The 26,259-nt window shown below is 43.4% G+C and carries 19 protein-coding genes; 14 read left to right on the plus strand and 5 right to left on the minus strand.

The genetic code is table 11. The features are described 5' to 3' along the window. The first annotated feature begins 6 nt into the window (after positions 1 to 6). The 13 genes from NCI00_RS28065 to NCI00_RS28125 all read left to right on the plus strand — a co-directional run bounded on the left by NCI00_RS28065 (position 7) and on the right by NCI00_RS28125 (position 20,302). Complete coding sequence (locus NCI00_RS28065; RefSeq protein WP_253533136.1) at positions 7 to 1,806, plus strand: RagB/SusD family nutrient uptake outer membrane protein; 1,800 nt, start codon at positions 7 to 9, stop codon at positions 1,804 to 1,806. 297 nt (positions 1,807 to 2,103) lie between these two features. Further along, entirely contained in the window at positions 2,104 to 4,563 is a 2,460-nt protein-coding gene (locus tag NCI00_RS28070) for a glycoside hydrolase family 95 protein (protein ID WP_253533138.1), read from the plus strand. 36 nt (positions 4,564 to 4,599) lie between these two features. Continuing rightward, positions 4,600 to 6,276, plus strand: coding sequence for a glycoside hydrolase family 43 protein (locus NCI00_RS28075; protein WP_374758874.1), 1,677 nt, complete (start codon positions 4,600 to 4,602; stop codon positions 6,274 to 6,276). Beyond that, positions 6,273 to 7,841 (plus strand): glycoside hydrolase family 43 protein, encoded by a 1,569-nt coding sequence (locus tag NCI00_RS28080; protein WP_253533140.1) that lies wholly within the window; start codon positions 6,273 to 6,275, stop codon positions 7,839 to 7,841. Before NCI00_RS28075 ends, NCI00_RS28080 begins: the two co-directional genes overlap by 4 nt. A 49-nt stretch (positions 7,842 to 7,890) precedes the next feature. Continuing rightward, entirely contained in the window at positions 7,891 to 9,045 is a 1,155-nt protein-coding gene (locus NCI00_RS28085; RefSeq protein WP_253533142.1) for an esterase, read from the plus strand. A gap of 35 nt (positions 9,046 to 9,080) precedes the next feature. After that, positions 9,081 to 10,193, plus strand: coding sequence for an alpha/beta hydrolase-fold protein (locus NCI00_RS28090; RefSeq protein ID WP_253533144.1), 1,113 nt, complete (start codon positions 9,081 to 9,083; stop codon positions 10,191 to 10,193). A gap of 26 nt (positions 10,194 to 10,219) precedes the next feature. Next, entirely contained in the window at positions 10,220 to 12,145 is a 1,926-nt protein-coding gene (locus NCI00_RS28095; protein WP_374758875.1) for an alpha/beta hydrolase-fold protein, read from the plus strand. A 30-nt stretch (positions 12,146 to 12,175) separates the two neighbouring features. Beyond that, on the plus strand, positions 12,176 to 12,511 hold the full coding sequence (locus NCI00_RS28100) for a hypothetical protein (RefSeq protein WP_253533146.1): 336 nt from the start codon (positions 12,176 to 12,178) through the stop codon (positions 12,509 to 12,511). Between the two features lie 150 nt (positions 12,512 to 12,661). Next, the gene (locus tag NCI00_RS28105) at positions 12,662 to 13,771 is read left to right on the plus strand and encodes an endo-1,4-beta-xylanase (RefSeq protein ID WP_253533147.1); all 1,110 of its coding nucleotides are present in this window, start codon (positions 12,662 to 12,664) and stop codon (positions 13,769 to 13,771) included. 147 nt (positions 13,772 to 13,918) lie between these two features. Continuing rightward, positions 13,919 to 15,337 carry an MFS transporter gene (locus NCI00_RS28110; protein WP_253533148.1) on the plus strand — a complete coding sequence of 473 codons (1,419 nt, stop codon included), beginning with the start codon at positions 13,919 to 13,921 and terminating at the stop codon, positions 15,335 to 15,337. 24 nt (positions 15,338 to 15,361) lie between these two features. Continuing rightward, on the plus strand, positions 15,362 to 16,396 hold the full coding sequence (locus NCI00_RS28115) for a glycoside hydrolase family 43 protein (protein WP_253533149.1): 1,035 nt from the start codon (positions 15,362 to 15,364) through the stop codon (positions 16,394 to 16,396). A 59-nt stretch (positions 16,397 to 16,455) separates the two neighbouring features. After that, positions 16,456 to 17,598, plus strand: a complete 1,143-nt coding sequence (locus NCI00_RS28120; protein WP_253533150.1) for an endo-1,4-beta-xylanase — start codon at positions 16,456 to 16,458, stop codon at positions 17,596 to 17,598. 40 nt (positions 17,599 to 17,638) lie between these two features. Beyond that, on the plus strand, positions 17,639 to 20,302 hold the full coding sequence (locus tag NCI00_RS28125; protein ID WP_253533151.1) for a sialate O-acetylesterase: 2,664 nt from the start codon (positions 17,639 to 17,641) through the stop codon (positions 20,300 to 20,302). Positions 20,303 to 20,398: 96 nt separating this feature from the next. On the opposite strand, the gene NCI00_RS28130 is transcribed toward NCI00_RS28125, so the two are convergent. Continuing rightward, positions 20,399 to 21,400, minus strand: coding sequence for an NADP-dependent oxidoreductase (locus tag NCI00_RS28130; protein WP_253533153.1), 1,002 nt, complete (start codon positions 21,398 to 21,400; stop codon positions 20,399 to 20,401). 3 nt (positions 21,401 to 21,403) lie between these two features. Then, positions 21,404 to 22,225, minus strand: a complete 822-nt coding sequence (locus NCI00_RS28135) for an SDR family NAD(P)-dependent oxidoreductase (protein ID WP_310586797.1) — start codon at positions 22,223 to 22,225, stop codon at positions 21,404 to 21,406. A gap of 85 nt (positions 22,226 to 22,310) precedes the next feature. Here NCI00_RS28135 and NCI00_RS28140 point away from each other — a divergent pair, with 85 nt between their 5' ends. Continuing rightward, on the plus strand, positions 22,311 to 22,751 hold the full coding sequence (locus NCI00_RS28140) for a winged helix-turn-helix transcriptional regulator (protein WP_253533155.1): 441 nt from the start codon (positions 22,311 to 22,313) through the stop codon (positions 22,749 to 22,751). A gap of 538 nt (positions 22,752 to 23,289) precedes the next feature. Here the strand turns inward: NCI00_RS28140 and NCI00_RS28145 are convergent. From NCI00_RS28145 to NCI00_RS28155, 3 genes are all read right to left on the minus strand, one after another. Beyond that, complete coding sequence (locus NCI00_RS28145) at positions 23,290 to 23,964, minus strand: 3-keto-alpha-glucoside-1,2-lyase-like domain-containing protein (RefSeq protein WP_253533156.1); 675 nt, start codon at positions 23,962 to 23,964, stop codon at positions 23,290 to 23,292. A 476-nt stretch (positions 23,965 to 24,440) separates the two neighbouring features. Then, positions 24,441 to 25,043 (minus strand): Crp/Fnr family transcriptional regulator, encoded by a 603-nt coding sequence (locus NCI00_RS28150; protein WP_253533157.1) that lies wholly within the window; start codon positions 25,041 to 25,043, stop codon positions 24,441 to 24,443. A gap of 186 nt (positions 25,044 to 25,229) precedes the next feature. Further along, positions 25,230 to 26,259, minus strand: a 1,030-nt coding sequence (locus tag NCI00_RS28155; protein WP_374758876.1) for a c-type cytochrome, incomplete at its 5' end; no start/stop codon positions are given.

Consider the following 26,259-nt stretch of genomic DNA (forward strand, 5'->3'; position numbering starts at 1 on the left):
TTCAAGATGAAAAAAATACAAATTTCAATCATTGCCTTTACTTTATTTTTCTGTGTGAGTTGCGGAAAAATACTGGAAGAGCATCCGCAATCACAAATTGTTCCTTCGTTTTTCAATAGCCCAGCGGGTGTATTGGGGGGTATTGCCGGGGTATATAATGAAATACGCGGTCAGTGGGGGACGGAAGGCTTTTCTTCGGAAATGCAGGCCGGTACCGACGAATTTATTCAAGGAGCCAGCAGTGGTGGTGGCCCTATACATACATTTAATGGCCTTAACAGTACCAACTTTGGCTCGGCATGGGGGGCAGCTTTCACGAGCATTAATACAATAAACGGCGTACTGAAGTATGGTCAGAGTATTGACCTGCCCGAAGCAACCAAAAACCAGTATTTAGCACAGGCTAAGTTTTTGAGGGCCTTCTGGTACTTCTACTTGGTTCAGACGTGGGGAGATGTGCCATTGCATACTGAGTTTATCACTTTACCCTCACAAAGTGCTAAAAGAGACCCAGCCGCCGAGGTATACAAGTTAATTATTCAGGACTTAACCGAAGCGGCGGCGGCATTGCCCGATAAACCAACCGCGCCATTTTTAGGCAAAGCTGCTACTAAGTCCACAGCCTTATTCTTTTTAGCAAAAGCCTATCTAACGCGCGGTTGGTTGACCAATTCGCAGGCAGACTTTGCGGAAGCTGCCAAAATTTCGAATGATCTTATTACCAATAAAGCAGCTTATGGACTTGATTTATGGCAGGATTTCGGCGATGCTTTTGTACCTGCTAATGATTACGGCAAAGAAACATTGTTTGTCAGCGACCACTCAAACGATGCAAAATACGGTTATTATCGACTAGGCTCTGGCGAAAGTGGCGGTTTTGCCAATAACCTGACGCCTTGGTTTACCAACTGGAACTATCCAAACAACAGTGGTATCAATTCCTTTGTCAATGCCGCTGGGGTTTTGGTAAACTCGGGAACTTCCGGTATGATACGTGATTCCTACTATGGCCGTCCATACGCCCGTATTCGTCCAAATAGCGTAAACCAAACGAACGGCAAAAATTATTTTCTTGATCAGGCTTTTGTAAAAAGGGATGTTGACTCACGATTTGCCAATACGTTTTATACAGTCTATATCTCTAATACTGCCGTGACCAATACGCCAACAGCGGCCAATAACAAACGCGGTATCGGCTACACAATGCAGGTCGGTATTGATACCGCGGTTTGGATTACGGATTATGAAGTGGTAGGAGCTCCGCAGTTCAATGGAACAAAACCATTTAAAGGAATCATCGCACCTCCAAGCACATGGAATGCCAACTTGTACCCTGCCATCAAAAAACACATGGATCCGAGCCGTGGCAGTAACTTCAATGACCCTTCTACTCGCCCTGTGGTAATTACCCGTTTTTCGGAAGTGTATTTAGTTGGAGCAGAAGCCTATCTTATGGCTGGAAATAAAGCAAAAGCTGCTGAACTCCTCAACGTTGTACGTCAAAGAGCTGCTTACCGCAAAACCAATACCGCAGCCCAAAATGCCGCTGCCGCTGCGGCGATGACAATCAGCGCCGATGAGGTAACCGTTGATTTTATCTTGGATGAGCGAAGCAGAGAATTTTTTGGTGAGTGGATGAGATACCAAGACTTAGTGCGTACCAAAACCTTGGTAAGACGTATTCAGGCTTGGAACAAGGAGGCATCAGCCTATGTCAAAGATTTTCATTTGCTAAGACCCATTCCTCAGTCGCAAATAGACCGCACAGTTGAAGGCCCTCCATTTCCGCAAAATCAGGGTTATTAATTGAGTATTGTAGATAAATAAAGAGAATGATGGGAGATGTAAGAGGGTTTTCCTTCTTACATCTTTTTAATTTTTTAACAAATTGTTTGCATAATTTACGTAATAAATATAACTTTTCTACCTTGAACTAATATTTTACGATTATCATTTTTCTGAACACATTAAAGCGGTAGTGTTACCATGACTATTTTTTTTGTATACAAAAATGTGTCAATTTTACACATTTCATCTTTTTCATAACTATTTAGTTCATAAACAATCAATTCTAGTCTTATATATCGCATAAACCTGTTATTAATGAAATCGTTTTTCACTTTCTGTTTACTAATTGTTTCCTATCTGGGGTTTTCTCAGGATAGTAAAAGCCTAAAACTTTGGTATAACAAACCCTCTGGTAAAACCTGGGAAAATGCCCTGCCCATTGGCAATGGCCGACTGGGTGCCATGGTGTACGGAAATGTGGAAAAAGAAACAATTCAGTTGAATGAACACACCGTTTGGAGCGGTAGCCCTAACCGCAACGATAATCCGGAGGCATTGGCTGCATTGCCTGAAATTCGCCAATTGATTTTTGACGGAAAGCAAAAAGATGCCGAACGGTTGGCCAACAAAGTAATCATTACCAAAAAATCGCACGGGCAGATGTTTCAACCCGTTGGTAATTTGCATTTAACTTTTGAAGGTCATGAAACTTACACCGATTATTACCGCGAATTAGATATTGAACGAGCCGTGGCGAAAACGACTTATACCGTCAACGGCGTCAAATACACGCGAGAGATTTTGGCTTCTTTTCCCGACCGAGTAATTGTTATGCACCTGACGGCAAGTAAGCCAAACAGTCTTTCGTTTATTGCTTCTTACGCAACGCTTCATAAAAAAAGAGCCATCAACGCGACAGCCTCCAACGAGCTATCGCTTTCTGGAACAACTTCCGATCACGAAGGAGTAAAGGGAATGGTTAATTTTAAGGGCATTTCCCGTATCAAAACCGAAGCCGGGAATGTTGCGGCCAACGACACGTCAATTACGGTAAAAGGGGCCACAACCGCCACTATTTATATTTCCATTGCCACCAATTTCAACAGCTACAAAGACCTCAGCGGAGACGAGAACGCACGGGCAACGGCGTATCTGAACAAGGCGTATCCGAAATCGTACGCCTCAATTTTAACTCCACACATTGCGGCTTACCAAAAGTACTTCAACCGCGTTCGATTTGACCTCGGAACTACAGAGGCGGCGAAACTCCCCACTGATGAGCGCCTGAAAAATTTCCGCACCACCAACGACCCGCACATGGTGACGCTTTATTACCAGTTCGGTCGCTATTTGCTGATTTCATCCTCGCAGCCCGGTAGTCAACCAGCTAACTTACAGGGGATTTGGAATAACAGAATGAACCCGCCTTGGGACAGCAAGTACACCATCAATATCAACGCGCAAATGAACTACTGGCCTGCGGAGAAAACCAATCTGGCCGAACTCCATGAACCGTTTTTGAAAATGGTGAAAGAACTATCAGAGACAGGGCAGGAAACGGCGCGCGTTATGTACGGTGCAAAGGGCTGGATGGCCCACCACAATACCGATATTTGGCGGGCGACTGGCGCGATTGACGGTGCTTTTTGGGGAATGTGGACGGGAGGAGGCGGCTGGACCGCCCAACACCTTTGGGAACATTATCTGTACAGTGGCGATAAAGCCTATTTGTCTGAAATTTATCCCATTCTGAAAGGAGCCGCTGCCTTTTATGCCGATTTCCTGATTGAACATCCGAAATACAAATGGCTGGTCATCAACCCAGGAAGCTCTCCAGAAAACGCGCCAAAAGCCCACGCGGGTTCGTCGTTGGATGCCGGTACGACGATGGACAACCAAATTGTTTTTGACGCTTTCAGCACGGCTATTCGGGCTGCCGAACTCCTGAAAAAAGATGCCGCCTTTGCCGATACGCTCAGGCAATTACGCGGTCGCTTGGCTCCCATGCACGTGGGTCAACACGGCCAATTGCAGGAATGGCTGGACGACGTTGATGACCCCAACGACCATCACCGTCACGTTTCGCATTTGTACGGGCTGTTTCCTGCCGTTCAGATTTCACCGTATCGTACGCCCGAACTGTTCAATGCTTCCCGTACCACGCTGATTCATCGCGGAGATGTTTCGACGGGCTGGAGCATGGGTTGGAAAGTCAACTGGTGGGCCCGATTGCAAGACGGCAATCATGCCTATACCCTGATTCAAAACCAGCTTACGCCGCTGGGTGTCACCAAAGACGGAGGCGGAACCTACAATAATTTGTTTGACGCCCACCCACCGTTTCAAATTGATGGGAATTTTGGGTGCACGTCGGGTATTACCGAAATGCTCATGCAAAGTGCCGACGGGGCGGTGCATTTATTGCCAGCCTTGCCCGATGTATGGCAATCGGGCAGCATCGGCGGGCTGCGGGCCATCGGCGGTTTTGAAGTAGTGAATATGCAGTGGAAAGACGGAAAACTGACCAAGGTAGCCATAAAATCAAGCCTTGGTGGCAACCTTCGCTTGCGCGTACCGAATGGTCTAAAATTGAGTACTAGCGGAACGCTGAAAAAAGCATCGGGTCAGAACCCTAATCCATTTTATGTCGTGGAAGAAACGCCAACTGCCGTTATTTCACCCAAAGCCAACCTAACCGCACCGACCCTGAAAGAAACGATGCTATATGATATTCCAACCCAAGCAGGGAAAGTGTATGCGCTTGTAAATCAGTAATATAAACTAATCATTGATATTAAACTTTACATAAAAATGTTCAAAAATAGTCTCTTTGCCTTGTTGATGGCCTTATGTTTTTCACTAAGCCACACTGTTTCAGCCCAATCCGTCACCTTGACCAACCCCATCTTGACAGGGTTTTATCCCGACCCAAGCATTGTCAAAGTAGGGCCTGATTATTACACCGTACATTCTACTTTTTCCTATTTTCCGGGTTTGCCGATCATGCACAGCCGTGACCTGAAAAATTGGAAGCAAATCGGAAATGTAATCAACCGCCCTTCGCAAATGGACTTCATGGGTGAGCGTATGACGCGCGGGCTTTTTGCCCCTGCCATCAGTTATTACAAAGGCACGTACTACGTTACTTGTACCGATATTGACCATGATGGAAATTTTGTCGTAACCTCCAAAAATCCCGCTGGCCCTTACAGTAATCCGGTGAAAATTCCGCAGGTACGCGGCATTGACCCCTCCATTTATTTTGACGAAGAAACCGACAAAGCCTACATCATCTATAACAGCGATGCCCCCGACCGTAAACCGTTGTATTCAGGGCACCGCACCATCCGGATGTATGAGTTTGATTATCAGAATCTAAAGGTAGTGGGTGAAGAAAAACAACTCGTCAACGGCGGGGTGGATTTGTCCAAAAAACCCGTTTGGATTGAAGGGCCACATATTTTGAAACGTAACGGTTGGTACATTTTGTACGCGGCCGAAGGCGGAACCTCCGTCAATCACTCGCAGGTGGCACTGCGTAGCCGAGATATTTGGGGGCCTTATGTACCGTTTGAAGGAAATCCAGTACTTACCCAAAGAGGCTTGCCTGCCGACCGACCCAACCCCATCACCTCGGCCGGACACGCGCAATTTATTGAAGGGCCCGATGGCAATTGGTATTCGATTTTCTTGGCCGTTCGCCCTTACGAAGGCGATTTTTATAATACAGGCCGTGAAATGTTTATTGCTCCGTTGACGTGGGTAAACGATTGGCCGATGATTGAACACGGCGAAAAAGTCATTGAATACAAATACCCCACCAACATCAAAGAGGTAAAACAAAAAGGGGCGTTACCGCAAAACGGTAACTTCGCTTATACCATGACCTTCGACAAAGGACTTGACCTTTCTCTGCTTTTTTTGAGAACGGTAGATAGTAGTTCGTTCAAAACGTCAAAAGCAAACGGACTTACGCTTAGACTCAAACCAGAAACGATTTCAGAATCAGGAAACCCTTCGTTTGTGGGTAAGCGTCAACAACATTTAACAAGCACCGCCGAAACCGAAGTGAATTTTTCGCCAAAAACAGCAAATGAAAAAGCGGGTTTGGTTATTTTTCAGGACGAACGCCATTTTTACTTCGTGGCCAAATCAAAAAACGAAGACAAAGACGTAATTCAACTCTTCAAGAGCAAAGATAAGACTACGGAATTGGTGACTGAGGTGCCTTTAACTTCCACCGCTGCCAAGGTAAATTTCAAAATACAGTCGGAGGGAGCATTGTATAGCTTCTACTACTCTACCGATGGCAAAAACTGGAATTTATTAAAAGACCAAATAGACGGTAAGTTTTTGAGCACAAAAGCGGCCAATAGCTTCATTGGCTGCGTGTATGGCCTGTATGCTACGTCGTCAGGCGAAAAATCTGAGAATTCTGCTTCGTTTAAGTTCCTGAAATACAGCGGTAACGATTCAATGTTGAAATGAGAAATCAGCTAATATTTTTCAGTTTCCTACTGTTTGGTTTAGCGGTTTTTGCACAAAAAAAAGTGGCAACAAACCCTATAATTCACGCCGACGTGCCCGACATGGCTATGATTCGGGTGGGAAACACATACTACATGAGCAGCACAACCATGCACATGAGCCCAGGCCTGCCGATTATGAAATCGAAGGATTTGGTCAATTGGCAATTAGTAAGTTACGCTTACGATACATTAGCCACTGTCGATGCGCTTACGTTGACCAATGGCAAAAGCACCTACGGGCGCGGTTCGTGGGCGAGCAGTCTGCGCTATCATAAGGGAACGTTTTATGTCACAACTTTTGCCCAAACTACGGGGAAGACGTACATCTATACCACCAAAAACATCGAAAAAGGTCCGTGGAAAGTAGCAACGTTCAAACCCTCTTACCATGACCATACGCTGTTTTTCGACGATGATGGTCGCAATTACTTGATTTATGGCGCGGGAAAACTCAAAATTGTAGAGCTCAACGCAGACATTACGGGGGTTAAGGAAGGCACAACCGAACAGGTTCTTATCGAAAACGCCAGTACACCATCGGGTACGGGTGGCGGTCTTCCTGCCGAAGGTTCGCAGTTGTTCAAAGTCAACGGCAAGTACTATCTTTTTAACATTTCGTGGCCCCGAGGCGGTATGCGAACCGTTTTGATTCACCGCGCCGATAAAATCACGGGACCGTGGGAAGGACGCGTTGCATTGCAGGATTTGGGCGTGGCGCAGGGCGGATTGATTGATACGCCCGACGGACGTTGGTTTGCCTACCTATTCCGTGATTTTGGCGGTGTGGGACGTATTCCGTACTTGGTTCCTGTGAAATGGGAAAACGGTTGGCCCGTGTTGGGCGAAAACGGCAAAGTCCCCGAAACGCTTGATTTACCAGCCAACAAATCCCTGATACCCGGCATCGTGGCTTCTGATGACTTTATGCGCAAAAAAGGAGATGCTGCCTTGCCGTTGGTTTGGCAGTGGAATCATAATCCTGACAATGCACTTTGGTCGGTTTCTGACAGAAATGGCTTTTTACGGTTAAAAACGGGTCGGGTTGATACTTCTTTTGTGTCTGCCCGAAATACTTTGACCCAACGAACCATCGGCCCCGAATCGACGGGCTCGACCTTGCTGGATGTGTCTAACATGAAAGAAGGCGACTTTGCTGGGTTGAGTTTGTTGCAAAAAAACTACGGTTTAGTAGGTGTCAAGGTTGGAAAAGGTACCAAATCAATCGTGATGGTGAGTGCCAATACGGGCAAACCCATTGAAATCGAGAAAATTCCGCTTTCCCAAAACGCCGTTTATTTCAAGGCTGAATGTAATTTCAGAAACCGCACCGACGTCGCCCATTTCATTTACAGCCTTGATGGAAAAGTTTGGACAAAAATCGGTGAGCCGCTGAAAATGCCTTATACCATTCCGCATTTCATGGGCTATCGTTTCGGGTTGTTCAATTATGCCACCCAAATGGTGGGCGGTTTTGCTGATTTCGATTATTTCCGAATTGAAGATAAAATCATTTCAAAAAACTAATGCTTTCTTTTACAGCTACTTACAAACCTCTTAACCACTTAATCTTATCATGAAAATCAACTTGTATCTTTTATTATTAGGTATTCTTTTAGGAACAACCGTTGCCCAAAGCCAGCCCCCACGCGGCCCCTTTGTGATTTCGCCCAAAGTAAACTCCGACAAAACCGTAACGTTTTCGTACTTAGCACCTAACGCCAAAACCGTGCTGTTGGGAGGAAGTCAATTCGGGCAAGCCGATGTACCGTTGACCAAAAACGCGGAAGGGGTTTGGTCGGTAACCGTGGGGCCTATCAAACCCGATATTTACCCTTATAGTTTTAAGGTGGATGGCGTTACGGTGATGGATCCTGCCAACGTTGCTTTCTTTCCAAATGAGCGTTTCAAGGCCAGTTTGGTTGAAATTCCTTCAGATGAACCTGCTATTTATGCGTTGAAAAATGTGCCACACGGTTCGATTACGTACGAATATTACCCCTCGGTAGAAGGCTCAACGGGTACGGTGGTGGTCTATACTCCAGCGGGTTACACCAAAGAAACGGCTAAAAAGTACCCTGTTTATTACCTCATTAGCGGGACTACCGACACCGAAGAAACGTTTTGGAAAGTGGGTAAAGTAAACCTTATGCTCGACAATATGATTGCGGCGGGTACGGCCAAACCCATGATTGTGGTCATGCCGTACGGCAACCCGTTGGCGAAAATTGCCGAACAAACGGGCAAAGACAAGCCAGCCGATGTCATGAGCCGCGATGGTGACGATGCCCTGCGTCGCATGAAACTGTTTGAGACTGACCTTGTCGCCCACGTCATTCCGTACATCGAGAAAAACTACCGTACCATCAATAACCGCGACAACCGAGCTATCGGAGGGTTCTCGCGTGGCGGTGGCCAAACGCTCCGTACGGCCTTTAACAACGTAGATAAGTTTGCGTACGTGTGTAGCTATGCCTCCTACATTTCGCCTGCCGAGATGGATAAAAGCTTTACTAATATTACGTCAAACCCTGATAAAACCAACAAGGATTTCAAGTTACTGTGGTCGGGCATCGGGACCGATGATTTCCTGTACAAAGGCACAGTCGAGTTTGAAGACTACCTGAAAGCCAAGAAGATTAACTTTAAAAGTTACGTCACTGATGGCGGCCATACGTGGATGAACGTGAAGAAATATCTCAACGAAACCTTACCCGTTTTGTTCAAATAAACCCTTTTTTTTCAGCCAATTAAACTCTTACAACGATGAAAATCAGAATTTTACAAACCCTCCTATCCTCGCTGCTTTCGGCGGGGCTATGTTATGCCCAACAATCTGCGATTGCGGAAGATTTTAAGCCTTCAACTTTCAACCAGCCCGGACAGGAATACCCCATGGTAAATTCGCAAGGCTATGCACGTTTCAAAATTATTGCTCCCGCTGCTGACAGCGTAAGAGTAAGTTTAGGACTTGGCGGAAAAGGCGGCACAAAACTCAAAAAAGCCGACGACGGAACGTGGATGGGCACCACTGAGGGCCCAATGGATGAAGGTTTTCACTATTACAATGTAAATATTGACGGTGGAAAATTCAACGACCCTGGTACTTTAAACTTCTACGGCTCCACCCGTTGGGAAAGCGGCATTGAAATTCCCGCTCACGACCGAGATTTTTACGCGCTGAAAAACGTACCGCACGGTCATGTTCAACAAGTGCTTTTTCCATCGCCAAGTACCAATACCTCACGCAGAGCATTCGTATACACCCCACCGGGCTATGAAAAAAATACCAAGGAAAAGTATCCCGTACTTTATCTGCAACACGGCTGGGGCGAAGACGAAACCGCTTGGATGAACCAAGGCCACGCCAATTTGATCATGGATAATCTGATTGCCGAAGGAAAAATCAAGCCGTTTATCATTGTAAACACCTACGGAATGACCAATGAAGTGAAATGGGGTAGAATCAGAGACTTCAAAATCGAGCCTTTCCAAACGGTTTTGATTGACGAACTCATCCCTTACGTTGACGCCAATTTCAGAACGATTGCCAAACAATCGCATAGAGCGATGGCGGGCTTGAGTATGGGCGGCATGGAAACCAAAACCATCACCCTCAATAAACCGGACGTGTTTGCTTACTATGGTTTGTTAAGCGGCGGCATGTACGCTCCCGAAGACATCAAAGACAAATCGAAAGTCAAACTGATTTTTTTGAGTGCGGGCAGTAAAGAAAAACCCGAAAGAATTCTGGAAGCGACGACCAAATTGAAAGAAGCCGGATTCAACGCTGTCTCTTACGTTTCTGACAAAACAGGTCACGAGTTTCTGACCTGGAGGCGCAGTTTGCTCGCAATGGCTCCTTTGCTTTTCAAATAATTATCAAAAGTCCTTTTAACCTCAGAATGATGAAAAATTCAATAATTGTGTTCCTTCTTTTGGGCAGTTTTATGGCTTTCGCGCAAAAAATGGAAAAAGAAATGCCCAAAGGCTATGAACAGGAAAAAATGGGCATACCAAAAGGCAAAATTGATACGGTGCAGTATGATTCCAAAACGGTGGGAACGATTCGTAAAACGTTGGTTTACACGCCTCCGGGTTTCGACAAAAAGAAAAAATACCCCGTGTTTTATCTGTTGCATGGCATCGGTGGTGATGAAAAAGAATGGTTCAAAGGCGCAAGTCCCCAAAACATTTTGGACAATCTCTACGCCGAGGGTAAAATACAACCCATGATTGTAGTAATGCCCAATGGCCGCGCCATGAAAGACGACCGTGCCACGGGCAATATCATGGCACCCGACAAAGTTCAGGCCTTTGCCACGTTCGAAAAAGACCTGTTGAACGACCTGATTCCTTTTATTGAAAAAAAATACCCTACGCTCACCGACAAAGACAATCGTGCCATCGCTGGTCTTTCGATGGGTGGCGGTCAGTCGCTTAATTTTGGTTTGGGAAATTTGGATAAATTCTCGTGGGTGGGCGGATTTTCTTCGGCCCCCAATACCAAAGTGCCGCAGGAATTGGTGCCAGATATAGAAGCTGCCAAGCAAAAATTAAGACTGCTCTTTATTTCGTGCGGCGATGCCGACGGACTCATTGGATTCAGCAAACGCACCCACGATTATCTGTACCAAAACGACGTTCCGCACATTTATTATTTGGAAGCGGGCGGGCACGATTTTAAAGTTTGGAAAAACGGTTTGTACATGTTCTCTCAGTTTTTGTTCAAACCCGTCGATAATACCTCATTAGAACAATACACGGTGTTGGGAACGCCCGCTTCTTCCAATGTTCGCAATGCCAAATATCCTCAAATTTTACCCGATAACCGAGTGATTTTCAAAGTAAAAGCCCCTGATGCTCAAAAAGTTCAGGTGGATTTGAGTAAAAAATACGACATGGTGAAAGACACGGCGGGCTTCTGGAACGTTACTACTGACGTTATCAGCCGAGGGTTTCACTATTATTCTTTAGTCATTGATGGCGTAGCCGTTGCCGATCCCGCCAGTGAAACTTTCTACGGCATGGGACGCATGGCAAGCGGCATTGAAATTCCGTATAAAGAAGGCGGTTTTTATGCGTTGAAAGAGGTTCCGCACGGCGACATTCGCATCAAAAAGTATTTCTCCAAAGCCACCAACACCTGGCGCGAAATGTACGTTTATACGCCACCAGGCTATGATAAATCAAGCGAAAAATATCCTGTTTTGTACCTGCTGCACGGTGGCGGCGAAGACCAACGCGGCTGGGCAATGCAAGGCCGTACCGACATCATTTTGGATAATCTTATTGCTGAACAAAAAGCCAAGCCGATGATTATTGCCATGCTTGATGGTAATTTTTATGGCAACGGTGGCGGAGTGGCTGGCTTTGGCGAACCTCAACTCAGAGCATTTGAAAACGAACTCAAAAATGCCGCCATTCCATTCATAGAAAGCAATTTTCGGGTAGAGACCGATGCCAAAAACCGAGCCTTGGCAGGTCTTTCGATGGGAGGTTTGCAAACGCTTTATGCAGGCATTAAAAATACGTCTATGTTCTCGTCGTTGGGCGTGTTCAGTTCGGGATGGTGGGCAAATAACCCCAAGCTCTCTGACCCACAGTATGAGTTCATGAAAAATAATGCGTCAACCATCAATGGTAACCTGAAAAATCTTTGGATTTCGATGGGGGGTAAAGAGGATATTGCCCATCAAAATTGCCAAATCATGATGAAAAAGTTTGACGAAATGGGCATTAAATACAAATACAGCGAGTATGCTGGCGGGCATTCGTGGCCCGTTTGGCGACACGATTTGTTCGAATTTTCGCAGTTACTTTTTAAATAAATGTTCAAACAAAACCCCCAATTTTTCACAATGAAAACGTTATTTTTTTCTTTATTCTTATCAATTGCCAGCTTAGTGGCATTTGCACAAAATCCAATTGATGGCAACTGGAAAGGCAGCCGTGAAACCCCAAACGGCACTTTTGAAGTAAACTACACCTTTAAGGTAGAAGGCAAAAAATTAACAGGAATTTGGAAAACTCAAAGAGGAGAGTCCCCCATTGAGGAAGGTACTGTTGATGACAAAAAGATTTCGTTTAGCGTTTCTATTGGCGACCGTAAAATAAGCTACACCGGCGAGTTGGTTTCTGACAAAGAAATAGTTTTAAAGAATGAGCGTGGTGAGATGAAGCTTGCCAAGCAGTAAGGAAATGGTGCCATTTAATTGCTCTAACAACCGTCAATTAAATGGTACTTTTAGTTTTTTTAGGTGGTTTGGGGCACGAAAATCTGTTCGAATTTTTGCAGAATTCGACTGAATTTTAATTTCAAAAAAATATTTACTAATCAATTCATTATGAGACGTCAAAATCGACTAAAATCACTTTCTTGGGCGGCAATTGCTTTGGGAATGAGTTATTCTGCTTACAGTCAGACCTCCCTGAAGTCAGCCTATCAAAAGGATTTCCTGATAGGGACGGCGCTGGGCACCTCACACATTGAGGAAAGAAATGAAACGGCTAACCAGCTCATTAAGCGGGAATTCAACGCCATTACCGCCGAAAACATCATGAAATCGGAGGTGATACACCCCGAATGGAACCGTTATAACTTTGGTTTGGCCGATAAATTTGTCGAATACGGTCAGAAAAACAACATGTACATCGTGGGGCATACCTTGGTTTGGCACTCGCAATTGCCCCGTTTTGTGAGTAAAATTAATAGCCCTGATTCGGTGCGTTTGTTTATGACCGAGCACATCAAAACCGTGGCGGGTAGGTACGCAGGAAAAATTAACAGCTGGGATGTAGTCAATGAAGCCCTTAATGAAGATGGCACCCTTCGCAAATCAGTATTCCTCAACAAGTTGGGAGAAGGCTACCTCAAAGAAGCCTTCGAACTGGTGGCCAAAGCCGACCCCAAAGCCGCGTTGTACTACAACGATTACAACATCGAACAACCCGCTAAGCGCAAAGGAGCAATCGAACTCATCAAAAAACTACAAGCAAGCGGCACAAAAATAGACGGAGTGGGCATACAGGGACACTGGAGTATCAACACCCTGAACCTCAAAGTGATTGAAGACGCTATCGTTGAGTTTTCTCAATTAGGAATAAAGATAGCCTTTACCGAACTCGACCTTACCGTTTTGCCAAATCCTTGGGATTTGCGAGGAGCCGATGTAAATCAAAACTTTGAAGGAAGCCCTAAAATGAATCCTTACACGACTGGACTGCCTGATTCGGTGCAGGTCACTTTGGCGCAGAAATACGAAGATCTTTTCAAACTATTTCTTAAACACAAGGACAAAATTAGCCGGGTGACTTTTTGGGGGGTAAACGATGGGCATTCGTGGCTGAACGGTTTTCCCATCAGAGGAAGGACCAATTACCCATTGCTTTTTGACCGAGAATTTAAGCCGAAATTAGCATATAAGTCAGTATTGGAGCTAAAAGCGGCAAAATAAGGCGACAATGTTTTTATGACACGGACGTACACCGAGTATTGCACAGAGTTCCACAAAGTATAAAATATCTCAGTGAAACTCTGTGGGTTTTAACCTCTGTGCAACTCTGTGTTACAACTTTTTTCAATCTTCCTAAATCTCCTTTTAATGAACCAAACCTCACAAAAACTATCCGTTCTTGAGAAAATCGGTTACAGCCTCGGCGACTTGGCCGCTAATTTGGTTTTTCAGACGCTGGTTACCTATTTGGCTTATTTCTATACCGACATTTACGGCTTAAAAACCGAAGATGCCACCTTGGTCACCCTCTTCGTAGGCTTATTTGCGGCCTTTGTATTCAACCCCTTGATGGGGGCAATCGCCGACCGAACAACTACCCGGTGGGGAAAATTCAGGCCGTGGATACTTTGGACGGCCGTGCCACTAGGGGTTACGGCCTTATTGGCATTCAGTACGCCCGATTTTTCTTACCAAGGAAAGGTAATTTATGCCGTCATTACGTACAGTTTGTTGTTGTTGCTGTATGCCGCCAACAATTTACCCTATTCGGCACTGAGCGGCGTCATTACGGGCGACATGGCAGAGCGAAACAGCATGTCTGCTTATCGTTTCGTAGCGGTGATGTTTTCTCAGTTTTTTGTACAGGTATTTATGTACAATCTTATCCTAAAAGCGGGTGATGGCAACAAAGCTGTAGGGATAGAAAAGGTAATGACCATTTTGGCCATTATTGGTACGCTTATGCTTTTGATTACTTTCTTTACTACCAAAGAGCGCATTGTTCCTAAACCCGAACAAAAATCGTCGTTGAAAGAAGACCTTGGCGATTTATTTAAGAATATCCCGTGGATTATCATGTTGACTGTCACCACTTTGGTGTTTATTACCTTAGCTATGAAGGGCGGTTCTTATGTCTATTATTTTGAAAACTATGTAGACAAAGTGCAGCTTACCGCTTTCTTGGAACCGATGAAGTCATTTTTGCCGGCTTTTGAAAATGACATCTCGATGGGATTGGGCGTGTTTAACGGCGGCGGAATATTGATTGGGTTGATTGGCATCATGCTTTCCAAAAAGTTGGCAGATACCTATGGTAAAAGAAACGTTTTCGGGGCTTCGCTGTTTGTTTCTACCATTTTCATCGTTCTGTTTTATTTTTATCCGCCTCAATCCGTGGGGCTTATGTTTGGCTCTCAGATTCTACACATGTTTTTTTATGGCATCAGCACACCCATACTTTGGACCATGATTGCCGACGTAGCCGACTACTCCGAATGGAAAAACAACCGCCGCGCTACGGCCATTATTTTTTCAGCCATGATGGTGGGTTTGAAGGGTGGTTTGAGCATCGGAAGTTCATTGCTGACTCTGATTTTAGGGGTATTTAATTATCAACCTAAAACCGAGCTGGCACAGTCGGCCGAAACCATCAATGGCATCAAAATGCTGGTAAGTATATTTCCGGCTATCCCTTTTTTGCTTGCCGTGGGGCTCTTGGCATTCTATGAGATAAACAAGAAAATGGAATTGCAGTTGGAAGCGGAATTGAAGGAAAGAAGAAAATAACCCATCATTAAAATAGCTCAAACAATGCCAGAAGATAGCATACAACACATTGATTTTGAAGACTTAAACCGCCGAGCGATTTCTCAACCGCTTGTCCGGCACATTTATACCGCCGACCCATCGGCGCACGTATTCAACGGCAAAATCTACATTTATCCATCGCACGATGTGGACGCTGGCGAAGCCTTCGATGACTTGGGAAGCCATTTTGCCATGGAAGATTACCACGTCATTTCGATGGATTCCATCACGAGCGAAGCGGTTGATAATGGCGTAGCCTTGCACGTAAACGATGTGCCGTGGGCCGAACGTCAAATGTGGGCACCCGATGCCCACGAAAAGAACGGCAAATACTATTTGTTTTTTCCTGCTAAAGATTACGAGGGAATTTTCAGAATTGGCGTGGCTATCAGTGATTCACCCGTGGGTCCTTTTATACCTCAACCTGAGCCAATTAAAGACAGTTTTTCGATAGACCCTGCCGTTTTTAAAGACGCTGATGGTGTTTATTATATGTATTTTGGCGGATTGTGGGGCGGGCAGTTGCAGCGCTGGCGAGAAGGCAAGTTTAATGCCACAGAACCCGAAAGCCCCGTGGCTCACCTACCTGCGGATAATGAACCCGCTTTGTGCGCTAAAGTAGCAAAACTGACCGATGACTTGCTTCAATTTGCCGAAGAACCAAGAGACTTAGTCATTTTGGATGAGAACGGAGAACCCCTTTTGGCTGGCGATAACGACCGACGCTTTTTTGAGGCATCATGGATGCACTACTATCAAGGCAAATACTATTTCTCGTATTCTACGGGCGATACTCACTTTATTTGTTACGCTATTGGTGAGAATCCTTATGGGCCATTCACTTATATTGGTAGAATTTTAGAACCTGTGGTAGGTTGGACATCCCACCATTCTATTTGTGAAGTAGATGGAAAATGGTATCTTTTTTACCACGATTCGAGCCTTTCCGAGGGCATTACGCACCTACGGAGTATAAAAATAACCGAACTTAAACATGATGCCGAAGGCAAAATTCAGACCATAGAGCCGTATGGGTAATGGGAGAATTATACTAAAACAATGTTTTAAAAAATCAGAACAACATAAACGGTACACGTATGAAGAAAGGTATTCAATGGCTCATTTTTAGCACTATTACGCTGACAGCCACTTTTTCAGAGGCTCAACTTACCCTTAAAGAAGCCTATAAAGATGCCTTTAAAATGGGGGTAGCGGTCAATGACGCCATCGTTTCGGGACGAGATAAGGCCTCTCAAGAAATCGTAGTAAAGCAATTTAATACCATCACCCTCGAAAATTCTATGAAAGCGGGGCTTATTAATCCGCAACCTGGAGTTTTTAAATATGAGCCGGCCGATGCGTACGTTGAGTTTGGAAAGAAAAACAATATGTTCATCATCGGTCATACGCTGGTTTGGCATAATCAAACCCCTGCGTGGTTTTTTCAGGAAGAAAATGGTAAACCAAAATCGAAAGAAGCCGTTGCCGAGCGTTTGCAAGAGCATATTAAAACCGTAGCAGGCCGCTATGCTGGTAAAGTACAAGCTTGGGACGTGGTAAACGAAGTCATTGACGACGACGGGAGTTATCGGCCCACTACGTGGGTAAAAGGCATTGGAGATGGCGACGAACTGGTAAAATTGTCGTTCAAATACGCCGCCCAATACGCCCCCAACACCGAATTGTACTACAACGATTTTAATGCTTGGCGGCCGTCGAAGCGGGATGGGATTGTCAAGATGGTAAAAATGTTACAAAAAGAAGGCATCAGAATTGACGGTATTGGCATACAAGGGCATTGGGGATTAAACTATCCCAAAACCGAGTATATCGAAGCCGCCATTGATGCTTATGCGGCATTGGGCTTGAAGGTGATGATTACAGAGTTGGACGTGGACGTGCTGCCGCTCACCAAAGAAGGACAGATTATTGGACAGGGCATGAGCGATAAACAGTTTCAAAACGAAGAATTTAAAACGTTCTTAGACCCTTACCCCAACGGCCTACCCGATTCGGTGCAGAAGGCTTTAGCGGATAGATATGCCCAGCTTTTTGAGATATTTTACCGTAAAAGAGACAAAATTGACCGCGTAACTATGTGGGGTATCCATGATGGAATGTCGTGGAAAAACGATTATCCGATTCCAAATCGTACCAATTATCCCCTACTCTGGGATAGAAATAAACAACCCAAACCAGCTTTCGATGCCATTTTGAAAGTTCCCCAAAAGTCAAAGTGAGTTAGCCAATGCTCATTTCTTTCAACTTTTATTATTAACAATGAAGCCTTTCTTGATTTTTGCCTTTTTTCTGGGCCTTTCCGTAGCGGCCCAAACCCAAATCCGTTTGCCCAAGCTGATTTCAGACAACATGGTTTTGCAACGAGATCAACCTCTCAAAGTTTGGGGTTGGGCCGCGCCAAAAGAGAAAATTGTGCTGAATTTCAACAAAAAATCATTCAAAACTACGACCGCCGACAACGGAAAATGGGAAATTGAGCTTCCGCCACAATCGGCTGGGACGGGCTACGAAATGATTTTGAAAGGCCAAAACGAAATCAGCATCAAAAATATAGCCTTTGGTGATGTGTTTTTGTGTATTGGACAATCAAACATGGTGCATCAAATGGATATTCACAACATCACCTATGCCAAAGACATTGAAACGGCCAATTATCCAGAAATCAGGCATTTATTTATCCCAACTCGAACAAATTTGGTAGGCAAACAAAGTGATATAAGCGACGTTGTAGCTTGGAAATCCGCCAATCCAAAAGATGTGGGTCGGTTTTCGGCGGTTGCCTATTTTTTTGCTCGAAATATTTATGAAAAATATAAAGTTCCAATTGGGCTTATAAACGCCAGTGTGGGTGGCACACCCATTGAGGCATGGATTTCGGAATCGGGTTTTCAGAATTTCCCTGAATTAGTTAATACAATTGCCAAGAATAAAGATACGGCTTCGGTCAATCGGGCCAATCGCCCCAATTTCACAAATGCAGCCCCAAGATATGTACCGATTGATTTGGGAATGACCGAAAAATGGTTTTCACCCGATTCAAAGTCGCAACATTGGCGACCCATCAATATTCCAGGCTATTGGGAAGACCAAGGCTTGAAAGATTTGAATGGTTCGGTTTGGTACAAAAAAGAAATCATTATTCCCAAAAACATGACCGAAACCACTGCCAAAGTACACTTGGGCAGGATTGTGGACGCCGACGAATTGTACATCAACGGAAAGAAAGTAGCACAAACTACGTATCAATATCCACAACGTCGTTACAATTTACCACAAGGGGTTTTGAAAGAAGGTAAAAATTTATTTGTCATAAAAGTGAGCAATACCGCTGGTAAGGGCGGTTTTGTGCCCGATAAACCTTATATGATTGAGGCAAATGGACAAACACTCGACCTAAAAGGCACTTGGGAATACAAAGTAGGGGAAGTCTATCGTCCTCGAAATTTTGGTTTTGGTGGTGGTATCGTAGCGCAGAACCAACCAACGGCTCTGTATAATGCGATGGTTGCCCCTGCTGAAAATCTTAATATTAAAGGAGTATTGTGGTATCAGGGCGAGTCAAATGCAGGCAGACCCGCTGGTTACGAAGCTTTGCAGGTGGCTCAAATCAATAATTTAAGGCAGAATTTTAGGAATCCGAACTTGCCATTTTTGTTTGTACAGTTGCCTAATTTCATGGATTACAACTACTTACCATCTGAAAGTGATTGGGCAAAACTGCGTGAAGCCCAACTACACGCGGCTCTAAAATCATCCAATACAGCTTTGGTTGTAGCCATTGATTTGGGGGAATGGAATGATATTCATCCCGATAATAAAAAAAGTGTGGGTGATAGGTTGGCAATTGCCGCTTCCAATCTGATTTATGGCGAAAAAGTAGAATCATCTGGCCCTATATTTAAGAAACAAATCATTGAAAATGATAGAATTATCCTCGAATTTGACCACGTCGGCAAAGGGCTTTCGACCAATGATGGAGAGAAGTTGAGTGATTTTTCGGTGGCAAGTTTCGATAAAAAATTTGTGTGGGCAGATGCCAAAATTGAGGATAATAAAATCATTGTTTCGTCAAATGAAGTCAAAAATCCGAAATACGTGCGATACGCTTGGGCAGACAATCCCATTAATCCCAATCTAATCAATGCCGATGGTTTGCCCGCTTCTCCTTTTAGAACAGATGGCGAAGCATTGGACGAGACCAAGCCTTGGAAAGGCAAAAAATGCGCCGTTGTACTAACCTACGATGATGCCCTCAATGTGCATCTTGACCACGCAGTTACCTTGCTCGACTCCCTTAATTTGAAAGGAACGTTTTATATAACAGGGTCATTTCCAGGATTCAAAAATCGACTCAATGACTGGAAACGAGCTGCCGAGCGGGGGCACGAACTTGGCAATCATACCCTGTTTCATCCTTGTGATGCGTCACTCTCGGGGCGGTCGTGGGTGAATCCTGAAAATGACCTCAGCAAGTACTCGCTCAAACGCATCACCGACGAAATTCGCCAGACCAATACCCTGCTAGAATCGGTGGACGGAAAAAAACAACGGACGTTTGCTTTTACCTGCGGCGATACCAAAGTGGGCGGAGTGGAGTTTATGGACGACCTCAAAAAAGACCTTGCTGGCGCCAGAGCCGTACGTGCTCGTATGCAAAAAATTGATGAAATAAATCCTTATGATTTCGACTCTTACATGATTAATGGCGAAACGGGCGAACAACTCATAAAACTTGTTAAGCAAGCCCAAAATGAGGGGAAATTACTGGTTTTCTTGTTTCATGGTGTAGGAGGAGAGCATTCGTTGAATGTTTCACTACCTGCTCATCGTGAGCTACTTATGTATCTTAAAGAAAATGAAAGTGAGATTTATGTTGACACGATGCTCAACGTAGCAGAGCACAGTAAAGCCCTGAAAAAATAAATTCATAACGGGTGAGCAAAATCTCGCTACCTCCACTTATTTCTTAAATGTAAGAAAGATAATCCTGTGAGCTGGTAGTTTTATCGGGCTGACAAACTACTTGACTTTGACAACGACTTTCCCTTTGGCACGACCACTTGCTACATAAGTCATTGCTTCGTTTGTTTGTTGAAATGGAAAAACCTTGTCGACAATTGGGTGAATAACACCTGCATCAATCAACAAACTAATTTCGGATAATTGTTTTCCGTTAGCTTGCATAAACAAAAAGGAATAATCCACATTAAGTTTTTTCGCTTGCTTTTTCACCTTTCTGCTCAAAAAGAAAAATGCTGTTTTCAAAAACCAAGACAATCCAAGTTCTTTTGCGAAAGTAGCATCGGGCGGACCAGAAATAGAAATAACTTTTCCGCCTGACTTCAATATGTTCATGGACTTTTCAAGCGTTTTTCCGTCCTGGCTATTCAACACCAAATCGTAATCGTTGAGTATCGTTTCAAAATCCTGTGTTTTGTAATCAATCACAATATCAGCACCAAGACTTTTGACTAAATCAAAATTATCGGCACTTGTTGTGGTGGCGACAGTCGCACCCAAATGTTTTGCCAACTGAATAGCAATCGTTCCGACACCACCCGAACCTGCTTGTATAAATACTTTTTGACCTTTTTTGAGATTTGCTTTTTCAACAAACGCTTGCCAAACCGTTAAAGCGACCAATGGAATGGAAGCCGCTTGTTCCATTGAAATGTTTTTGGGTTTTAATGCTACATCGTTCTCCTTGATAGCAATGTATTCTGCAAATGTGCCAATTTTAAAATCGGCAGGTCGGGCAAACACTTCATCACCAACTTTGAACTGTCTAACTTTTGAGCCGACTTTGGTTATTATTCCGGCCACATCATGCCCTAAAATCAAAGGAAATTTGTACGGAAGCAACAGCTTAAACTCGCCCGATTTAATTTTGGCATCCAACTGATTGACACTTGCCGAATGAATTTCTACCAAAACCTCATTTTCATTTATAATCGGCTCGGGCAAATCAACAAGTTGTAAGGCATCTTCCTTACTGTATCTGTTTATTGTGTAGGCTTTCATTGCTTATTTCTTAAACTTATTGATGTTTTTAGTTACAGATTTTTCAAAGGTTTTAAATGAAAAATACTGTATTGCAGGGAATAACGAAGACCCTTTGCCCACGGGATGATTAAATTTAGGGTTTTCATTTTCAACTAATTTCAACAGCGTTTCAACAACAGCAGTTGGCTCTTCTGACTTTGAAAATAAATCTCTTGTATAATCTTTAAGCGTTGTGCGATAGGTATCGTAATCACTTATTTTATTTTCTGCAACTTTTGAGTTTGTAACGATATTGGTTTTGAAACCTACTGGCTCTACCATACTTACTTTTATATTGAATTCATTCAGTTCAAAGCGCAGCGCTTTGAAATACCCTTCCAATGCGTGCTTGGATGCCGCATAGTAAGCGCCGCCTGGAAGACTGATTAACCCCATGATTGAACCTACAGTAATTATCTTACCGAAACGCTGTTTTCTAAAATAGGGCAATAGCTCATTGGTTAGCCTAACGGTTCCCCAGAAGTTGGTATCCAATTGTTGCTTGCCTTGCTCAATAGTGGTTTCTTCGGCAAGGCCTGACAAATAAAAGCCTGCATTGTTTATCAAAACATCTAATTGTTTGATTTCGCTGAAAAGTTGTTTGCCAAAAGATTGGATAGAATTCTCATCGGTAATGTCCAATGCCAACATTTTGAAGGGCACAACCGATTGCGTTTTTTCGGGGTTGCGGCTCGTACCAATTACATTGTAGCCTTTTTTGTGAAGCTCGTTTGCAAGCAGCAAACCAAAGCCCGAAGATGCTCCCGTTACTAAAATATTCTTTTTCATTTTTATTAGTTTCATTTTTTAATCTGTAAATTTACTTGCAAATTGCAAGTGCAAATATACAAACAACTTTCAAAATGCAAGTTAATTTTTGAAATATTTTATGGAAACGAATAAAAAAAGGTCTGATTGTCCATTGAGTAACTCACTTGACATATTTGGCGACAAATGGTCGTTGCTTATTATTAGGGATTTAATGTTTTTTAAAAAATGTACTTATAAAGATTTTCTAAACTCGGCAGAAGGTATTGCCACCAATATTTTAGCGTCAAGACTGAAAGGGCTTGAAGAAAATGGCATAATTGAAAAATCAGCCCACCCCGACAGTAAGGCTAAAATTTTGTACAGACTGACCCCAAAAGGAATTGACTTATTGCCAATAATTATGGAAATTTATATTTGGTCAGACAAGTATTTCACTATGCCTGCTGACATAAAAGAGACAATTAAAGAAGCCAAGAAAGACAAGGATAAATTTGTGAGACAGGTAATGAAAGAGTTGAAAATCAAGATGATGGAGAAAAATACAGCCACGGATAACTAAGCATTTGTAGTGGCTGAAAGCCAAACAATGAAGGTGCCCGTAATCATTACGATTGAACGAAACCTTTGGTAGCGCTGAGTGTCAAGATGTTTGTTCTGGATTTATCGTTGGGTGAGGTGATATTCCTTGGGCAAGTTTCTGCCTGCTTTTTGAGGACAAAACTTGCGGTTTAGAGGCTGTTTTTGTGGTGCGCAATCAGTCTCATAAAACGGAGGTTTAACTATACTTTTTTGGGGTATTTTCTAAACCGCTAAATTGGTCTACAATCAACCATATTAGTAAATAAAACTTGTATAAGAATCAAAGTATAAATAATAATGAAAATTATTGAGTAACTCTATACAAAAGATGATTGGATGCAATGCGTTTCGGTGGCAGCCCCCAACCGTAAAAGTTGAAAATTTAGAATGTTGGTGAGATGCCCTCGCCAAAGCGATGTGAAAAGAATCATTGCCATCAGTTCCATTAGAATTGATGATACACCCCTGCGTTGACCCTGAAAATGGCGACGATTTTTCCGAATTTTCTACGCCAAAACCTATGGTTTTGTAACCATCAAATCCCTGAAATAGCCTTCGGTGCCTACGTCAACAAATAAGCCTAATGCTCCTGCGGTGTTTTCTCCCAATTTTAAATCGTTCACTACCAAGGAAGGCTGTTTGTTGTCATTCAAAAACAATTTGGCTTGTTTGCCTTTCACTACAATTTTCATTTTTATCCACTCATTAAGCCCCATATCGGCATACGATTCGTATTTTTCGGGAAACTCTTTTCGTAGACGGTCAAATTTGAAATCAGGGAAAGCAAAGTATTGGATAGAATGATTGCGGCGTACTTGGTCGTCGGCTCGGCCATTGGTGGGGCGAATATAAATGCATTCAAAAGCAGAATTTTGTTCATTGATTCTGAAGGCTATGCCGATAAATCCACGGTCGGAAGGGCGAGCAGTTTTCAACAAACGGCTCAGTACCTTTACTTCAATTGTTCCATCTTGGAAATCAATGTCTTTGACTTTTACAAACGTAGCTTCGTCAACGGCTTTTATGGTAGAATCTTTGATGATTTTTAATGCCTCTTTGCCCTCCAGCCTTTCGACAGACATATACACCTGATTGGCTACAAGATTGTTTGGGGTTAGCTTGATACTTTGAGCTAACAAATCAATGGAAAGCAGCATTAAGCCGCTAATGAATACACAATTGAAATCTTTCATAGCCTTTTAAATTTTATTGTAATTGTACATTAGTATCCTTAGAATCAATCATCTTAGTTCTTTAAAAAAGGAACAACACTTGCCTAAACCGCCCCAAAATTTTCAAGAAACACAACATGACCCCTATATAGGAAAAATACATAACTTGTATTGAGGTATTCTCTGGTGTAGGCTTTGGCGCATTCTTACTCTTTCACCAATTCATCCACGGAGGTTTGGGTATTGACTAAAAACGAGATTCATAAAACAAAACATAGGGTAGCACAATTGTCGTGATTTTCATAATTGATTGTTTAAAAGTAAATAAAGGTGGTATCGCCTAAACTTTTTTGGGGCTTCGGCTAAAGTGCCGGTTTTACCCAGCGCTCCAAATTCGTGCAAATCACCAAATACTATGGTCTTGTATTGTTTAATTGACCATGCAAAGGTCCGACCAATTGTCGGAAGCCACCAATAAACTACTTTAAGAAAGAGCCTTAAGATAGTTTAAGGTTAACGCTTTCAGTAGCGATATCTTTCCGAATTTTGCTTAAAAATTCTGGAGTAATGCCCAAGTAGGAAGCAATTTGGGTATTGGGTAACCGTAAAGCAAGCGTGGGGTATTGTTCCTGAAAAGCCAAATACCGTTCCAAAGCCGTAGAGCTGATATTTTGCAATACCCGATTTTGCAATTCTACATACTTGTTTTCAACAATGACCTTAAAGATTTGATTGAGTTTAGGGATATTGTTGTAGAGAAAATACAAATCCTGTTGTTCGATTTGCAGAATGACGGCGGGTTCGATGGCTTCGATGAATAACTTGCTCGGCTTTCCTGAATGAAAACTGCCAATATCGGCAATCCAATCATTTTCAATTGCAAATTGAATGTTATGTTCGGCTCCTTTGGTATCTACGCCAAACATTTTGAAACAACCACTTATTATGAACGTATAGTGTTTACAAGGAAAACCTTCTTGCAAAATAAACTGACGCCGCTTAACTGAACGCTGAATGACTCGGCTTTCTAAAAAAACTTTATCACTTTCATTAACAGGTAGATAGGTCTCAAAATGGTCAATGAGGGGTTGAATCGTCATGGCTAAGATGGGGTAGGATTTTGAGAATTTGTCCCAAGTATAATTGTCATTTTTTGAATACAGAAAGACCAGTGAACCCAAATTCACTGGTCTTTACTTAAAATTATACGAAAACGGTCAATTAAATTAGTATGTAGTTGAAGCAAAAGTTCAGAAAGCTGGTTCTGCTACATACCAAAATCGAAATTATTTTTTTGACAAAGAATTAATCCAAGCGGCAATTTTTAAGGCATCTCCTTTTGGAACTTGCGGCATAGCAGGCATGGGTGTGGCATAATCTGGCCAGTTTTCAGGCTTCGGGGCATAAATCAATTCGACGATTTTTGCATCGCTGTATTTACGCTTTGCCACATCTATATACGACGGCCCTACCACTTTTTTGTCGGTTGCGTGACAAGCAAGACAGGTGTTTTTTGCCAAAAGCGGTTTAACTTCTTCCCAAGTTGGGGCTTTTTTTGCCGTGGCCGTTTTGGTTGAAGCAGGTGCAGGTTCTTTTCCTTTCCCGTCAGGAGAAACGTGTTCTTTTACGGGGGTTGAAACCGTTGCTTTTACTTTACCCGAACGTGTCGTTTTCAATTCTGAAACTTTCAATTTCTCACCGTCAGGAATGTTATTGAGCGTGTAATAAGCATCTGGATGGACCAATGACCAATAATTACCAGCCGCGCGCACCCCTTCAAGTTGAATTTTATGAACAAAATACTGACGCATACCGTCCAGAACGATTCTTACTTTTTTACCATCTTCCGACAATTTTACGCCTTTAACCGTCACATCTTTTGTATCAATCTGAGGACTGCCGTAAACTGGATAGTGTTTGTAGAGGTAGCTGCTCACTTTATAAGAGTCAAGGTCTTCGGCTGATTTACGATCCACTGGCAACGTAAATTCGATTTCAAAACCATCAGGCATGGCCTTTACCGTGTACATTTCAAATGGCATCTTACCGTTCCAAACCAAACGCTGTAACCCTTGATTGGCATCGCCTGCCGAACCCCAACCACGGTTGGTTTCCCCCACAAACATAGAGCCGTCTTTGGCGAAAGTCATTCGCAAAACGCCCGACTGAAATCCACTGCGGAAACCAATAGAGGCACCTTGGTATTCTCCTTTTACTTTTTCGAGAACTACCCGCATAATGTTACTTTGACCTTGGTCGCCCACAAAAACTTGACCCGTAAACGGCCCGAAATCACCATTGGTTTCGTCCATGATA

This window comes from Runella salmonicolor, from assembly GCF_024158025.1.
Classification (GTDB): Bacteria; Bacteroidota; Bacteroidia; order Cytophagales; family Spirosomataceae; genus Runella; species Runella salmonicolor.

What these genes read in the sequence shown, in the direction of transcription:
- NCI00_RS28065 (WP_253533136.1), top strand. Translation starts at nt 7, where the DNA reads ATGAAAAAAATACAAATTTCAATCATTGCCTTTACTTTATTTTTCTGT.
- NCI00_RS28070 (WP_253533138.1), top strand. Translation starts at nt 2,104, where the DNA reads ATGAAATCGTTTTTCACTTTCTGTTTACTAATTGTTTCCTATCTGGGG.
- NCI00_RS28075 (WP_374758874.1), top strand. Translation starts at nt 4,600, where the DNA reads ATGTTCAAAAATAGTCTCTTTGCCTTGTTGATGGCCTTATGTTTTTCA.
- NCI00_RS28080 (WP_253533140.1), top strand. Translation starts at nt 6,273, where the DNA reads ATGAGAAATCAGCTAATATTTTTCAGTTTCCTACTGTTTGGTTTAGCG.
- NCI00_RS28085 (WP_253533142.1), top strand. Translation starts at nt 7,891, where the DNA reads ATGAAAATCAACTTGTATCTTTTATTATTAGGTATTCTTTTAGGAACA.
- NCI00_RS28090 (WP_253533144.1), top strand. Translation starts at nt 9,081, where the DNA reads ATGAAAATCAGAATTTTACAAACCCTCCTATCCTCGCTGCTTTCGGCG.
- NCI00_RS28095 (WP_374758875.1), top strand. Translation starts at nt 10,220, where the DNA reads ATGATGAAAAATTCAATAATTGTGTTCCTTCTTTTGGGCAGTTTTATG.
- NCI00_RS28100 (WP_253533146.1), top strand. Translation starts at nt 12,176, where the DNA reads ATGAAAACGTTATTTTTTTCTTTATTCTTATCAATTGCCAGCTTAGTG.
- NCI00_RS28105 (WP_253533147.1), top strand. Translation starts at nt 12,662, where the DNA reads ATGAGACGTCAAAATCGACTAAAATCACTTTCTTGGGCGGCAATTGCT.
- NCI00_RS28110 (WP_253533148.1), top strand. Translation starts at nt 13,919, where the DNA reads ATGAACCAAACCTCACAAAAACTATCCGTTCTTGAGAAAATCGGTTAC.
- NCI00_RS28115 (WP_253533149.1), top strand. Translation starts at nt 15,362, where the DNA reads ATGCCAGAAGATAGCATACAACACATTGATTTTGAAGACTTAAACCGC.
- NCI00_RS28120 (WP_253533150.1), top strand. Translation starts at nt 16,456, where the DNA reads ATGAAGAAAGGTATTCAATGGCTCATTTTTAGCACTATTACGCTGACA.
- NCI00_RS28125 (WP_253533151.1), top strand. Translation starts at nt 17,639, where the DNA reads ATGAAGCCTTTCTTGATTTTTGCCTTTTTTCTGGGCCTTTCCGTAGCG.
- NCI00_RS28130 (WP_253533153.1), bottom strand. Translation starts at nt 21,400, where the DNA reads ATGAAAGCCTACACAATAAACAGATACAGTAAGGAAGATGCCTTACAA.
- NCI00_RS28135 (WP_310586797.1), bottom strand. Translation starts at nt 22,225, where the DNA reads ATGAAACTAATAAAAATGAAAAAGAATATTTTAGTAACGGGAGCATCT.
- NCI00_RS28140 (WP_253533155.1), top strand. Translation starts at nt 22,311, where the DNA reads ATGGAAACGAATAAAAAAAGGTCTGATTGTCCATTGAGTAACTCACTT.
- NCI00_RS28145 (WP_253533156.1), bottom strand. Translation starts at nt 23,964, where the DNA reads ATGAAAGATTTCAATTGTGTATTCATTAGCGGCTTAATGCTGCTTTCC.
- NCI00_RS28150 (WP_253533157.1), bottom strand. Translation starts at nt 25,043, where the DNA reads ATGACGATTCAACCCCTCATTGACCATTTTGAGACCTATCTACCTGTT.